11 protein-coding genes are annotated in these 14125 nt (G+C 70.0%); 5 read left to right on the plus strand and 6 right to left on the minus strand.

Annotated elements, in window-relative coordinates; genetic code table 11:
* Positions 1 to 2: 2 nt before the first annotated feature.
* The gene (locus KV396_RS01450) at positions 3 to 839 is read right to left on the minus strand and encodes an aldo/keto reductase (protein ID WP_247634270.1); all 837 of its coding nucleotides are present in this window, start codon (positions 837 to 839) and stop codon (positions 3 to 5) included.
* Entirely contained in the window at positions 836 to 2026 is a 1191-nt protein-coding gene (locus KV396_RS01455) for a heparan-alpha-glucosaminide N-acetyltransferase domain-containing protein (protein WP_247956609.1), read from the minus strand. Before KV396_RS01455 ends, KV396_RS01450 begins: the two co-directional genes overlap by 4 nt.
* 44 nt (positions 2027 to 2070) lie before the next feature.
* Between KV396_RS01455 and hrpA the strand changes: the two genes are divergently transcribed.
* The 5 genes from hrpA to KV396_RS01480 all read left to right on the plus strand — a co-directional run bounded on the left by hrpA (position 2071) and on the right by KV396_RS01480 (position 9908).
* Positions 2071 to 6027: an ATP-dependent RNA helicase HrpA gene (gene hrpA / locus KV396_RS01460; RefSeq protein WP_247956610.1), complete on the plus strand. Its 3957-nt coding sequence runs from the start codon at positions 2071 to 2073 to the stop codon at positions 6025 to 6027.
* Positions 6028 to 6093: 66 nt separating this feature from the next.
* Positions 6094 to 6765, plus strand: a complete 672-nt coding sequence (locus KV396_RS01465; RefSeq protein ID WP_247956611.1) for a hypothetical protein — start codon at positions 6094 to 6096, stop codon at positions 6763 to 6765.
* A gap of 173 nt (positions 6766 to 6938) precedes the next feature.
* Positions 6939 to 7880: an NADP-dependent oxidoreductase gene (locus KV396_RS01470; protein ID WP_247956612.1), complete on the plus strand. Its 942-nt coding sequence runs from the start codon at positions 6939 to 6941 to the stop codon at positions 7878 to 7880.
* Positions 7881 to 7920: 40 nt separating this feature from the next.
* Entirely contained in the window at positions 7921 to 8931 is a 1011-nt protein-coding gene (locus tag KV396_RS01475; protein ID WP_247634266.1) for a Gfo/Idh/MocA family protein, read from the plus strand.
* Between the two features lie 2 nt (positions 8932 to 8933).
* Entirely contained in the window at positions 8934 to 9908 is a 975-nt protein-coding gene (locus KV396_RS01480) for an NYN domain-containing protein (protein ID WP_247956613.1), read from the plus strand.
* Here the strand turns inward: KV396_RS01480 and KV396_RS01485 are convergent.
* From KV396_RS01485 to KV396_RS01500, 4 genes are read right to left on the minus strand one after another with little or no spacing between them, the layout of a single operon-like run.
* Positions 9889 to 11175 (minus strand): MFS transporter, encoded by a 1287-nt coding sequence (locus KV396_RS01485; RefSeq protein WP_247956614.1) that lies wholly within the window; start codon positions 11173 to 11175, stop codon positions 9889 to 9891. The genes KV396_RS01480 and KV396_RS01485 overlap by 20 nt on opposite strands.
* A complete protein-coding gene (locus KV396_RS01490) occupies positions 11172 to 12179 on the minus strand; it encodes a sugar phosphate isomerase/epimerase family protein (RefSeq protein WP_247956615.1) in 1008 nt (335 codons plus the stop codon). The genes KV396_RS01485 and KV396_RS01490 overlap by 4 nt, the downstream gene beginning before the upstream one ends.
* Positions 12176 to 13150 carry a sugar phosphate isomerase/epimerase family protein gene (locus tag KV396_RS01495; protein WP_247956616.1) on the minus strand — a complete coding sequence of 325 codons (975 nt, stop codon included), beginning with the start codon at positions 13148 to 13150 and terminating at the stop codon, positions 12176 to 12178. The genes KV396_RS01490 and KV396_RS01495 overlap by 4 nt, the downstream gene beginning before the upstream one ends.
* A 4-nt stretch (positions 13151 to 13154) precedes the next feature.
* Positions 13155 to 14099, minus strand: a complete 945-nt coding sequence (locus tag KV396_RS01500; RefSeq protein ID WP_247956617.1) for a sugar phosphate isomerase/epimerase family protein — start codon at positions 14097 to 14099, stop codon at positions 13155 to 13157.
* Between the last annotated feature and the right edge of the window lie 26 nt (positions 14100 to 14125).

Consider the following 14125-nt stretch of genomic DNA (forward strand, 5'->3'; position numbering starts at 1 on the left):
GATCAGTTCACCTCGTCGGGGTGCGCACCGACGCGGCCCGAGCCGTCGAGCGGGTCGAGGGCGTCGATCGCGGCGATCTCGGCATCCGTCAGCTCGAACCCGAAGACGTCGAGGTTCTCGCGCAGGCGCTCGGCGCGCACCGACTTCGGGAACACGATCACGCCCTTCTGCAGGTGCCAGCGCAGCACCGCCTGCGCGGGGGTGACGCCGTGGGCCGCCGCGGCCTCCGCGATCGCGGGAGTGCCGAACAGGTCGTACTTGCCCTGGCCGAGCGGACCCCAGGCCTCGATCTTGATGCCGTGCGCGTCGGCCCAGGCCACGACCTCACGCTGCTGGTAGGCCGGGTGCAGCTCGATCTGGTTCACGGCGGGGGTGACGCCGGTCTCGGACACCACGCGCTCGAGGTGCGGCACGAGGAAGTTGGAGACGCCGATGCTGCGGGTCAGGCCCGCCTCACGCAGCTCGATGAGCTTCGCGAACGCGTGCACGTAGTCGTCCTTGGCGGGGGTCGGCCAGTGCACGAGGTACAGGTCGACCTTCTCGAGTCCGAGCTTGTCGAGGCTCTCGCCGATCGCGGCGCGGGGCTCGTCGTCGTGGTGGCGGTCGTTCCACAGCTTCGTGGTGATGTAGAGCTCGTCGCGAGCGATGCCCGAGGCCGCGATCGCCGCGCCCACGCCCTCTTCGTTGCCGTAGATCGCGGCGGTGTCGATGTGGCGGTAGCCGATCTCGAGCGCTTCGCTCACCGCGCGCTCGGTCTCGTCGGCCGGCACCTTGAAGACGCCGTAGCCGAGCTGGGGGATGGAGGAGCCGTCGTTCAGTTCGAGGGAGGGAATCGTCATGCATCCAGCCTAGGACGCGTGATGTCGGGCCGGGCCGGAACCTCCGCCATTCTGCGCGCGGCGAAACCGACCAGGCGCTCGAGCGGACCCCGCCCGACGAAGATCGACCACGCGGTGGTGACGAACAGCATCCCGATCGCGAGCACGCCCCAGAACACGTTGCTCGTGTAGTACCCACCGGGCCCCGTGATCAGCGCGATCGCCAGCACGTGTCCGCTGTATGCCGACAGCGGCATGGACCCGAGCGCGCCGATCGGCAGCAGCGGCCAGCGCAGCGGACGACTGAGCAGCAGGCACAGTGCGATCACGGCGAGGGCGAAACCACCCGAGCCCAGGATCTCGGCGGTGCCACCGCTGTGCGGCTCGACGGCGAAGATCGCGTGCAGCAGCGCCCCGAGCGGATCGGCCTGAGCGAGCGCATCGGCGTATCCGGGCCACCCCGACGCAGGCGGCTCCTCGAACGACGAACCCGACTCGAAGCCGCGCACGATGTCGCTCCCGACGGCGCCGAGACCGTAGCCGACGATCGCCAGCACGACGCCGGTGACCAGGGCGATCACCGCGGTGCGCACGGTCGCGACGTGCAAGCGCCCGAGCGCCATGCCGCCGAGCACGAACGCCATCCACACCGTGAGGGGGTAGCTGCCGTAGAGCACGAATCCGATGCCCGCCCCGAACGGGTTCAGCGTGACGGCGCCGAGGAGGGCCAGCAGCGCGGGCCCCGCGAGCGCGAGCACGCCGGCTCCGAGCAGCAGCTGCCACGGCTTCCACCGCAGGAACGGGATGACGGCGACGTAGAGCAGCCCGTAGACGGTGAGGATCACCGCGATCGGGGTGTTGAGGAACTCGAGGGCGAGGCCGATGAGGAAGATCACGGCGCCGCGGCCGATGAGCCCGAGACGGATGCCGGGCAACCGGGCGGGGTCGGGCAGCGCGCTGCGACCGGTCATCAGGGCGATCGACACCCCAGCGAGCACGGCGAAGAGGATCGAGGAGCGCCCGTGCACGAGGTCGGTCCAGGTCGCAGGGTCGAGCCAGTCGAACGTCGACGTCTCGCCGATGTGCGCTCCGGCCATGCCGAGGATCGCGAGGCCGCGGGCCACGTCGAGGCCGAGGATGCGCGGCGGGCGGCCGAACTCGCGGAACCAGCGCACGGGAGCGCTGAGGGAAGGCGGAGCGGTGGTCACCCGATGCATCGTAGGGGGTCGAGGTCGGCATACGATGAAGGGCTATGTCCTCTCCCGTGATCTCCTTCCCCCCGGAGCTGCCCGTCAGCGCGGCCCGGGCGGAGATCGCCGACGCCATCCGCGACCACCAGGTCGTGATCGTGGCCGGTGCCACGGGTTCGGGCAAGACCACGCAGCTCCCCAAGATCGCCCTCGAGCTGGGGCGCGAGCGCATCGCGCACACGCAGCCGCGACGTCTCGCCGCCCGCACGATCGCGGAGCGCGTCGCCGAGGAGCTGCAGGTCGAGCTGGGCACCCTCGTCGGCTACAAGGTGCGCTTCACCGACAAGGTGTCCGACGACACCCGCATCGCGCTGATGACCGACGGCATCCTGCTCAACGAGATCCACCGCGACCGGCTGCTCACCCGCTACGACACGATCATCATCGACGAGGCGCACGAGCGCTCCCTCAACGTCGACTTCCTGCTCGGCTACCTCGCGCGCATCCTGCCCGAACGCCCCGACCTCAAGGTGATCATCACCTCGGCGACGATCGACCCCGAGAGCTTCGCGAAGCACTTCTCCGTTCCCGGCCCGGGCGACGACCGAGTGCCGGCGCCGATCATCGAGGTCTCCGGCCGCACCTATCCGGTCGAGATCCGCTACCGCCCGCTGGTCGCCGACGCCGACGACGACGAGACGGACGACGCTTCACGGGTCCCTGAGCCTGTCGAAGGGCCCGAGGACGAGGTCTCGGCGATCGTCGCGGCGCTCCGCGAACTCGACCGCGAGGAGCCTGGCGACGTGCTGGTCTTCCTCCCCGGCGAAGCCGAGATCCGCGATGCCGCCGACGCCGTGCGGGGCGCGTATTCGAAGGACCGCTCCCCCACCGAGGTGCTCCCCCTGTACGGGCGCCTCTCCGCCGCGGAGCAGCACCGCGTGTTCGAGCGCAGCCGAGTGGCGGGTGTCCGCCGCCGCGTGATCCTCGCGACGAACGTCGCCGAGACGAGCCTCACGGTTCCCGGCATCCGCTATGTGATCGACACGGGCACCGCCCGCATCTCGCGCTACAGCAACCGATCGAAGGTGCAGCGTCTGCCGATCGAGGCGATCTCGCAGGCATCCGCGAACCAACGCTCCGGTCGCGCCGGTCGCACGAGCGACGGCATCGCGATCCGCCTGTACTCGGAGGACGACTTCGCCAAGCGGCCGGAGTTCACCGAGCCCGAGATCCTGCGCACCTCGCTCGCCTCCGTCATCCTGCAGATGCTGTCGCTCGGATTCGGCGACATCTCGGACTTCCCCTTCCTCACCCCGCCCGACTCGCGGGGTGTCAAGGCGGCGTTCGACCTGCTCACCGAACTCGGTGCGGTCGAACCGTCGCGGCGCGACGGGTCCCCGCACCTCACGCGCATCGGCCGCGACATCTCGCGCATGCCGATCGACCCGCGCTTCGCCCGCATGCTGATCGAGGCCGGGCGCCACGGCGTCACCCACGATCTGCTGCCGATCGTGTCGGGCATGACGATCCAAGACGTCCGCGAGCGACCGGAGGAGCGCCGCGAGGAGGCCGACCGGCTGCACGCGCGCTTCGTCGACCCGACCAGCGACTTCATCACCCTGCTCAACCTCTGGAACCACCTGCGCGAACAGCAGCGCGAGCTCGGATCCAGCGCGTTCCGCCGCCTCTGCCGCGCCGAGCACCTGAACTACGTGCGCGTGCGGGAGTGGTTCGACGTGCACCGTCAGCTCAAGACGCTGGTGAAGAGCGCCGAGCTGAAGGGCGACGGCAGCAGCGATCCCGACGCGATCCACCGGGCGATCCTCGCGGGACTCCTCTCGCAGATCGGACTCCTCGACGAGCGCACCGCCCCCGCCGGCAAGACGCACGCACCCGCGAAGGACAAGGGGCGCCGCATCGCCGAGTACCGGGGAGCGCGCGGCATCCGCTTCTCGATCTTCCCGGGGTCGGGTCTGCGCAAGAAGAGCCCGCGCGCGGTCATCGCGGCCGAGATCGTCGAGACCTCGCGCACCTTCGCCCGCACCGTCGCCGCGATCGATCCGGCGTGGGCCGAGCCGCTCGCCGGCGACCTCGCCAAGCGCCAGGTCACCGAGCCGCACTGGTCGAAGGATGCCGGCGCGGCCGTCGCCTACGAGAAGGTGACGCTGTTCGGCCTCGAGATCATCCCGCGCAGACGCGTGCAGTTCGCGCGCATCGACCGCGCGGCCTCGCGCGAGCTGTTCGTGCGGCACGCGCTCGTCGAGGGCGAGTGGGATCCGAGCCGCATCGACAAGCGCGTGAGCGCCTTCTGGCGTAGCAACGCCGAACTGCGCAAGCGTCTCGAGAAGCTCGAGGAGCGCGAACGCCGCCGCGACATCCTCGCCGGTGACGAGGCGGTGTTCCGTTTCTACGACGAGCGCATCCCCGCCGAGGTCTTCGACGTGCGGTCGTTCGAGACGTGGTGGCGGGAGGCGCTGACGACGACGCCGAAGCTCCTCGTCATGCGCGAAGCCGACCTGATCGACGACGAGGGGCGGGCCTCGCAGAACGAGTTCCCCACCCGCTGGACGCAGGGCGACCAGGTGCTCGGCCTCGCCTACCGGTTCGAGCCGGGCGCCGCCGATGACGGCGTGAGCGTCGTGGTGCCGCTGGCCCTGCTCGCCCAGATCGAGGACACCGGGTTCGACTGGCAGGTGCCGGGGCTGCGCGCCGAACTCATCACGGGCCTGCTGCGTGCGCTGCCGAAGGCGATCCGGCGTCACGTCGTGCCCGCCGCCGATTGGGCCGACAAGTTCGGCGCCGAGCTCGCGGGCCAGGGACCCGAAGACCACGACGGTCGCCCGAGCAGGTCGTTGAAGGAGGCGCTCGCGCGCCTGATCCAGCCGCTGGCGAACCAGCTCGTCTCGGCCGCCGACTTCGAGGACGAGCGGGTGCCCGCTCATCTGCGCATGAACTTCCGTGCGGTCGACGAGCGCGGGCGCGTGGCCGGTTCCCACCGCGACCTCGCGACCCTGCAGGCGGAACTCTCCGATCGCGCGCGCAGCAGCGTCGCGCGCTCGATCGCGAAGCCCGAGCGCGGACCGCGCGCACGGGGTGGTTCCGAGGCGGTGGCCGCGGCATCCGCTCGGGGTCCGATCGAGCAGGCGGGTCTCACCGCCTGGACGTTCGGCGACCTTCCCGAGGTGCTCGATACGCGCGTCGCCGGTGGCGTCGTGCGCGGCTACCCGGCGATCGTCGACGAGGGCAAGAGCGTCGCGGTGCGCGTGGAGTCATCGGCGGATGCCGCGGCCGACGCCACCCGTGACGGCGTGCTGCGTCTCGTGCTGCTGGCCGTGCCGTCGCCCTCGTCGTACGTGCAGCAGCACCTCACCAGCCAGGAGAAGCTCGCCCTCGCGGCCTCGCCGTACCCGTCGGCGGCCGCGCTCATCGAGGACTGCCGTGCGGCCGTGGCGCGGAAGGTGATCGACGCTTCGACAGGCTCAGCGACCGGGGGTGTCGGCGTCGTGCGCACCGAGGCAGACTTCGGGCGGGTGCGGGATGCCGTGTCGGCCGCGCTCGTCGACCAGCTGTTCGCATGCGTGTCGCTCGTCGCCCGCATCCTCACGCAGTCGCGCGAGGTCGAGCGCGGCATCAAGTCGCAGAACTCCCTCGCCCTCCTCGGGCCGTTGAACGACATCCGCACGCAGCTCTCGGGGCTTCTGCATCCGGGCTTCGTGTCGGCCGCCGGGGTCGACCGGATCGCGCACTTCCCCCGCTACCTCAGCGGCATGGTCGACCGGTTGAAGACCCTCTCGTCGGAACCCGGCAAGGACCGCACGCGCATGAGCGAGTACGAACGGATGGCGAAGGCCTTCGAGGATGCCGGGGGAACGATCCCGCTCCCCCGCGGTGCCGCTGCGTCGCTCGTCGAGACCCGCTGGCTACTGGAGGAGTACCGGGTGAGCGTGTTCGCCCAGCGCCTCGGCACCGCGCAGCCCGTGTCGCCGCAGCGCATCATGAAGGCCCTCGCGGGGAAGTAGCGCGGGTAGCGAACCAAAAGTCACAGATGGGTCGGCAGATAGCGGAGACTCCATTAGCATGAACGCGTGACAGACGGCGCAATCGACCCCTTGCACGGCTTGCTTCCACCAGGAGGTACTTATTTCGGGCGCCCAGAACGCGTGGATACCTCAGAGTGGCCCGCGCGACATGCGCTCTCATTCCACGTCGGAGATGTGCTCCTCGCTGCCGCCGATCTGGATGCCAACCTGACTACGTTGATTGCGGTGCTCGTGAATCGGGACCACCCAAATCGAGAACTTGCGAAGGGTCGTTTCGTCAGCGACAAGATCCAGATCCTAGAGAGCGTCTATCCGCAGGGATGGCGCGACACTAACGCCCTCACTCGGAGTCTCAAGCGGGTAACTCAGGACCGGAACTCATTAGCGCACGCATTTTGGGAACCGGACCTTGAAGCGCTCAAAGAGACGGATCCCTCCGCGATGGAGGACGAGCCTCAGGAGCTGAAGCTACGACTCCACCGAGAAAAATCCAAGAAGAGCACCCCAGTGGACTTTAACGCTCTTTATCAAACGCGAGTGGACGTCGGACTCCTCAACATGGTCTGCCTCGACATCACGAATCGGTGGCTTTTCGGCGAACTCGACGACGTCTCTATTCCAGAGTATGTACAGAGTTTGGGTGAGAACCCGCTCTACATCGGTTGGCCAAAGTCGGCGGAATGGGCCGCTGACGTGAATCGGGTGTTCTCCTCCTGATCTTCACCGATCGCTCCTCTCCGTAAACGGGCACGCACGAGCATCATCGGCATAGCGAACAAGTCGGCTGCCGCGCCGAGCCCCGCAGCCGGAGGTTCCACACAAGGCGGGTGGACGTCGTACCCGTATCGCCAAAGCCTCGGCCTCGTGAACATCTCGACTAGCGTGGGGTGATGGCTCGCGCGATCGTCTACACCGAAATCGGCTCCCCCGACGTCCTCCACCTCACGGAGGTGCCCGATCCCCTCGCCGGTCCCGGCGAGATCGTGGTGCGCATCGAGGCCGCGGGCGTCAACCCGATCGATGCGAAGATCCGCGGCGGACGCCGCCCCTCGCCGCCCATCACCGAACCCCGCCCGGTCGGCTTCGACGGTGCGGGTGTCGTCGATCAGGTCGGCGACGGTGTGGAAGGCTTCGCGGTCGGCGACCGGGTCGCGATCCGCGACGCCCACGGCACCTACGCGTCGGCCCTGCTCGTGCGCCCCGAGAACCTCGCCCTCCTGCCCGACGCGGTGACCGCCGCGGAGGGCGCCGGCATCGGCATCCCCGCCGGCACCGCCTATCAGGTGCTGCGCTCGCTCGCCGTGGGCCCCGACGACGTGCTGCTCGTGCACGCGGGTTCCGGTGCCGTCGGCCAGGCGGCCGTGCAGTTCGCCGTGGCGTGGGGCGCGACCGTGATCGCGACCGCCAGCCCCTCGCGCCACGCGCAGCTGCGCGAGCTCGGTGCGATCCCCGTGGCCTACGGCGACGGCCTGCTCGAACGCGTGCGCGACGCCGCACCTTCCGACGTCACCGTCGTGTTCGACGGCGCCGGCACCGACGAAGCCATCGAGGTGTCACTCGCGCTCGTCGCCGACCGCGACCGCATCGGCACGATCGTGCGCGGACCGGACGCCGCATCGTTCGGCATCCGCGCCTTCTCGGGCGGCTCGCCGGTCCCGCTCACCGACGAGGAGCAGGCCTGGCGCGCCGAGGCGCTGCCGAAGACCATCGAACTCCTCGCCAGCGGCGACTTCGTGATCGAACTCGGACCCGAGCTGCCCCTCGCCGAGGCCGCCCGGGCCCACGAACTCGTCGAGGCGCACGTCGCGGGCAAGATCGTGCTGCTGCCGTAGGGCGCGTTCCCATGTCGGTCACACCCTCTACGCTGGGGACATGACTGGTCTTCGATGGGGAATCCTCGCGACGGGCGGCATCGCCGGCTCGTTCGCTTCCGACCTGCGCGCCGCGGGTCTCGACCTGGTGGCCGTGGGGTCGCGTTCGCAGGAATCGGCGGATGCCTTCGCCGCCCGCTTCGACATCCCGCACGCCCACCCGTCCTACGAGGCTCTCGTCGCCGATCCCGACGTCGACATCATCTACGTCTCGACCCCGCACCCGATGCACCACGCGAACGCGCGCCTGGCGCTCGAGGCCGGCAAGCACGTGCTCGTCGAGAAGGCCTTCACGCTGAACCAGGCCGAGGCCGCCGACCTGCAGGCCCTCGCCACCGAGCGCGGTCTGCTCGCGACCGAGGCGATGTGGACCCGCTATCTGCCGCACATGATCCGGGTGCGTGAGATCGTCGCCTCCGGCATCCTCGGCGAGGTGCGCTCGGTGAGCGCCGACCACACGCAGCTGCTGCCCTCCGACCCCGAGCACCGTTTGAACGCGCTCGAGCTCGGCGGGGGCGCCCTCCTCGACCTGGCGATCTACCCGATCTCGTTCGTCTGGGACATCCTCGGTGCGCCCACCAGCATCCACAGCGTCGCGCGTCTGATCGAGACCGGTGCCGACGCCGAGGTCGCGACCGTCATGACCCACGAAGGCGGCGCGGTCTCGACCACGCTCTCCTCGTCGCGCACGGCCGGCCCGAACCGCGCGACGATCCTCGGCACGAAGGCCCGCATCGAGATCGATCGCTTCTTCTGGTCGCCGTCGGTGCTGCGCGTGATCGACCCCGAGGGCACGGTGCTCGAGGAGTTCGACGGGCGTCTCGACCCCGAGGCCGGCGGCCGCGGCATGCAGTTCGAGGCTCTCGCCGCCGAACGCCTCGTGCGCGAGGGGAACCTCGCCGGCGACATCCTGCCGCTCGCCGAGTCCGTCGCGATCATGGGCACGCTCGACGAGATCCGCCGTCAGATCGGCGTCCGCTATCCCGGCGAGTCGACCGGCGAGCAGGCCTGAGCATGGCCGAGCCCACCGACGTCCGCGTCGCGGTCTACCTCGACTTCGACAACATCGTCATCTCCTGGTACGACCGGGTCCACGGTCGTAACGCCTACGGCAAGGACCGTCAGCGCATCAGCGAGAACCCGAACGATCCCGAGGTCGCCGAGCGCCTGAGCCTCGCGATGATCGAGGTCGGCGCGATCATCGACTACGCCGCCTCCTTCGGCACGCTCGTGCTCACCCGCGCCTACGCGGACTGGTCCTCGCCCGTGAACGCGGTCTACCGCTCGCAGCTCGTCGCCCGCGCGGTCGACCTGGTGCAGCTGTTCCCGGCCGCCGCATACGCGAAGAACGGGGCAGACATCCGCCTCGCGGTGGATGCGGTCGAAGACATGTTCCGCCTGCCCGACCTCACGCACGTGGTGATCGTCGCCGGCGACAGCGACTACGTGCCGCTCGCCCAGCGCTGCAAGCGTCTCGGCCGGTACGTGATCGGCGTCGGCGTCGCCGGGTCCACCGCGAAGTCGCTGGCCGCGGCCTGCGACGAGTTCGAGGCCTACGACTCGCTCCCCGGCGTGCACCGTCCCGTCAAGGCCGCCCCGGTGGCCGAGGTCGTCGCCGCGCCCGCCGAGACGGCCGAAGCGGAGGCCGAGCCGGCGGCCGAGGCTCCGACCGACACGGTCAAGAAGAGCACCCGCTCGCGTCGCGCCAAGTCGGCACCGGCCGCGCCGCCGCCCGAGCCCGTGATCGACCCGCAGAACGAGGCGACGCAGCTGCTCGAGCGGGCGCTGCGCCTGGGGCACGACAAGGCGGATGCCGACGAGTGGCTGCACAGCTCGGCGGTCAAGACGCACATGCGCCGCATGGATCCGTCGTTCAGCGAGAAGGGACTCGGCTACCGGTCGTTCTCGGACTTCCTGAAGTCCCGCGACGACATCGCCGAGCTCGAAGAGACCGGGCACGAGCGCTTGGTCAGGCTGCGCGACCGCTGACCTCGTCGCCGCTTCCGTCGCCGCTCCCGTCGTGACGCCCGAGGGCGCGCCACGAGAGGGCGGCCACGACGACCGTGACCGCGCCGACGACGGCGTAGGCGAGGCGCGGGTCGGTGAGTTGCGCGAGCGCACCCACGAGCACGCCGGTCACGACGGTCGATCCCGGCAGCGCCATGGCCCAGATGCCCATGACGCGGCCGCGGATCGGCGTCGGGGTCGAGAGCATGACGAGCGCGTTGGCGCGCGCGATGAACCACATCACGATCGCCCCGACCACCGCGAGGCCGATGAACAGAAGCGGCAGACTGGGTGCCGCCGCCGACAGCAGCACCGCCAGGCCCATCAGCGCCGCCAGCATCCGCACCTCGCCGCCGCGCGGTGTCGTCGGCCCGGTCGCCGAGAAGAATGCGCCGGGCAACGCGCCCAGACCGAAGGCGACGGCCAGCAGCCCGTAGGTTCCGCCGTCGGCGCGGAAGACGTTCGCGACGATCAAGGGGATCACGACCGCGATGTTGTACCCGGCCGCCGCGCACACGGCGAGCAGGAGCGTCTGCCGCACCGCAGGCGCGCGGGCCACGAACCGCCAGGCGCCCGTCGTCGGCGGGTCGGGCGCGGCCGATTCCTCGACCACCGGAGCCGACGTCGGCCGCGACCGCGGCCGCAGCGTCAGCAGCACGATGATCGACGGCACGAACACCAGGGCGTTCACGACGAAGCACCACGCGGCATCCGCGAACACGAGCAGCACTCCCGCCACCGCGGGGCCCAGCACCCGCGCGCCGTTGATGATGACCTCGTTCATGCTCACCGCGCTCGTCACGCGCTCGCGCCCGACGAGGTCGAGCACCAGCAGCTGACGCGCCGGGTTGTCGGCGGCGAACGCGAGGCCGTGCGCGAGCGAGAGCGCCATCAGCATCCAGATCTCGAGCGCACCGCCGAAGGCGAGCGCGGCCAGCACGGCGGCCACCGCCATCTGTGCGACGGCCGTCACCAGCAGCACCGAGCGCCGCGAGTAGCGATCCACGAGCACGCCGATGAACGGGCCGAGGGCGAGCGTCGGCACCATCATGCAGGCCGTCACGGCACCGAGCGCGAGCCCATCGCCCCCGAGTTCGACCACGAGCCACGCGATCGCGATCTGCGAGGCGGCCCCGCCCGCCGCCGACAGCAGCTGCGCGATGCTCCATCGGCGGTAGTCGCGGATGCGCAGCGCGGCGAACGACCGGGTCAGGGCTTCGCGCGTGAAGCGATCGCGCCAGGAGCTCACTGGTTGCTGAATGCGGCGTCGAACGAGGCCGTCGGCTTCGGCCACAGCAGCGACCGCACGTACTCGGCTGCCTGCGCTGCGCCGTGCAGACGATCCATGCCGGCGTCCTCCCACTCGATCGAGATGGGGCCCGCGTATCCGATGGCGTCGAGCGCGCGGAACGAATCCTCCCAGGGCACGTCACCGTGCCCGGTCGAGACGAAGTCCCAGCCACGGCGCGGGTCGCCCCAGGGCAGGTGCGAACCGAGCACGCCCGCGCGTCCGTTGTGCGGGCGCAGTCGGGTGTCCTTGCAGTCGACGTGGTAGATGCGGTCGGCGAAGTCGACGATGAAACCCACCGGATCGATGTTCTGCCACATCATGTGCGAGGGGTCCCAGTTGAAGCCGAAGGCCTCCCGGTGGTCGATCGCTTCGAGGGCCCGCACCGACGACCAGTAGTCGTAGGCGATCTCGCTCGGGTGCACCTCGTGCGCGAACCGCACGCCCTCGGCGTCGAAGACATCGAGGATCGGGTTCCAGCGTGCCGCGAAGTCCTCGAATCCTCCGTCGATCACCGACTCGGGCACCGGCGGGAACATCGCCACGTAGGGCCAGATCGACGAACCGGTGAACCCGACCACGGTGTCGACGCCGAGCTTGCGGGCCACGCGCGCGGCGCGCTTCATGTCGTCGGCGGCACGCTGACGCACGCCTTCGGCCTCGCCGTCGCCCCACACGTAGTCGCGGAGGATCGCCTGATGGCGGAAGTCGATCGGCGCATCGCACACCGCTTGACCGGCGAGGTGGTTCGAGATCGCGAAGACCTGCAGGCCGTGGCGGTCGAGGATCTCGAGGCGGGAGGCCGCATAGGCGTCGTCCTCGTCCGCGCGCTGCAGGTCGAGGTGGTCTCCGGATGCCGCGATCTCCAACCCGTCGTAGCCCCACGAGGCGGCGAGCCGGGCCACCTCCTCGAACGGCAGATCAGCCCACTGGCCGGTGAACAGGGTGACGGGATGCGTGCTCATCGATGTGCCTCCGTTGGCGCTGCGGGGTAGTTCTCGGCGATCCACGCCCAGCTCGTCTTCGCGCTCTCGAACGGCTCCATGCTGGGCTTGTCGACCTCGATCAGAACCGTACCGCCGAAGTCGTCCGGCAGCTCGGCGAGCGCCTCGCGGATCGGCACGTCGCCGAGCCCGGGCTCGAGGAAGAAGCGCTCGGCCATGACGTCGAAGTAGGGCGTCTTCTTCTCGCGCGCGGTCTTCGCGAGCGCGAGATCCATGTCCTTCACGTGCAGGTCCGAGATGCGATCGGCGTGCGCGGCGACCCAGGCCACGACATCCGTGCCCGTCCACGCGAGGTGCCCGATGTCGGGCCCGGCGGCGAGCAGGGACGGCGAGATCGCGTCGAGCACGTGGTCGTACTCGGCCTCGGTCTCGATCCACGTGCCGACGTGGTTGTGCAGCGCGGGCGTCACGCCCTCGGCCGTCAGCACCTCCGCCGCCTCGCCGATGACGTTCACGACCCGATCGAGCCGCGCGGCGTCGAAGGCATGGCCGGAGGCCGCCGCCTCGTCGATGCGCGGCCGCCCGGGGGCCATGTCGGCCGCGAGGAACACGCGGTCGAGACCGAGGTACAGCGACTCCTCGGCACGCCGACGGATGCCGTCGAACCAGCGGAAGTGCGCCTCGTCGTCACCCGTGTGATCGCGCCCGAACTCCTCGGGGAGCCCGATGTGCACGTAGCCCGGTGTGACCTTCAGCCCCGAGTCCGCGACGACGCGGGCGTACGCCTGCAGGGTCTGGGTCGGGAGCACCTCGAGCATGACCGACGAGAACCCGGCGTCGCGCACCTGACCGAGCACGATCGGCTGGCGGGCGAGGAAGCTCGGGCGGTCGAACTCCCATCCGACGCTGCCCGGGTCGCCCGTCGAGTCGCCGAGCGAGACGGTGATCCACTGGAGGGTGTTGAGCGAGAAGTGATCCCTGGTGAGTGTCATCGTGTCACTCCGTGATCTCTGCGACCCAGCGGGCCGTGTGGTGGGCGCTGGCGACCGGGTCCATGCTGGCGCGATCGACCTCGATGATCACCCAGCCGTCCCATCCCTCGGGCAGCTGCTCGAGCGTGCCCCGCAGGTCTACCTGCCCGAGCCCGGGCTCGAGGTAGAGTCCGAGGTCGGTCGCCCGCTCGTAGCTCAGTCCCTCCTCGCGGCTGCGCCGAGCGAGTTCGAGGTCGAGATCCTTCAGGTGCAGATCCTGCACGCGGTCCGCCCAGCGCGCGATGGTGTCCTTCGCGCTGATGCCCGCCCACTCCAGGTGACCGATGTCGAAGGCCGCGCCGAGGCGCTGCGCGTCGATCGCGTTCAGCACGTGCTCGTACTCGTGCTGCGTCTCGATCCAGGTGCCGACGTGGTTGTGCAGCCCGGGCTTCACTCCCTCGGCGTTCAGCACGTCGACGGCCTCGTCGATCAGGTCGGTGAGCTCGTCGAGGCGATCCTGCGAGAAGTCCGCGCCGATGGCCGGCTTCTGCCAGCGGATCGCCGTCTGGTCGACCTCGGCGGCGAGGAAGATCGTGCCGATCCCGAAGTAGTTCGACTCCTCGGCCTTGCGACGCACCGCGTCGAACCAGTGGATGCGCTCGAAGGTGCCGCGCTCGAGCCGTCCGCCGTGATCGCTCGCCAGCGGAACCTGCACGTACCCCGGGGCGAGGGTCAGACCCGACTCCCGCACCATCGCCGCGTAGTTCTGCAGGGTCTGCGTGTCGAGCACCTCCATCATCGTGGCCCCGAACCCGGCCTGTCGGATCTCGCGGAGCACATCGGGGTACTCGGCGACGAACGCGGGGTCGGCGAAGCGCCACAGACTCGCGCTCTCGAGGTCTTCCGGGTCCTCCTTCACGTTGATCCACTGGATCGCGTTGAGGGCGAACTTCAGGTCCTTCACGGCCATGGGAGGGGTCCTTTCGAGGGGGTCGC

This window comes from Microbacterium galbinum, from assembly GCF_023101185.1.
GTDB lineage: Bacteria > Actinomycetota > Actinomycetes > Actinomycetales > Microbacteriaceae > Microbacterium > Microbacterium galbinum.

Coding starts and splice junctions, on each gene's coding strand:
- KV396_RS01450 (WP_247634270.1), bottom strand. CDS start 839: ATGACGATTCCCTCCCTCGAACTGAACGACGGCTCCTCCATCCCCCAG.
- hrpA (WP_247956610.1), top strand. CDS start 2,071: ATGTCCTCTCCCGTGATCTCCTTCCCCCCGGAGCTGCCCGTCAGCGCG.
- KV396_RS01470 (WP_247956612.1), top strand. CDS start 6,939: ATGGCTCGCGCGATCGTCTACACCGAAATCGGCTCCCCCGACGTCCTC.
- KV396_RS01475 (WP_247634266.1), top strand. CDS start 7,921: ATGACTGGTCTTCGATGGGGAATCCTCGCGACGGGCGGCATCGCCGGC.
- KV396_RS01480 (WP_247956613.1), top strand. CDS start 8,934: ATGGCCGAGCCCACCGACGTCCGCGTCGCGGTCTACCTCGACTTCGAC.
- KV396_RS01490 (WP_247956615.1), bottom strand. CDS start 12,179: ATGAGCACGCATCCCGTCACCCTGTTCACCGGCCAGTGGGCTGATCTG.
- KV396_RS01495 (WP_247956616.1), bottom strand. CDS start 13,150: ATGACACTCACCAGGGATCACTTCTCGCTCAACACCCTCCAGTGGATC.
- KV396_RS01500 (WP_247956617.1), bottom strand. CDS start 14,099: ATGGCCGTGAAGGACCTGAAGTTCGCCCTCAACGCGATCCAGTGGATC.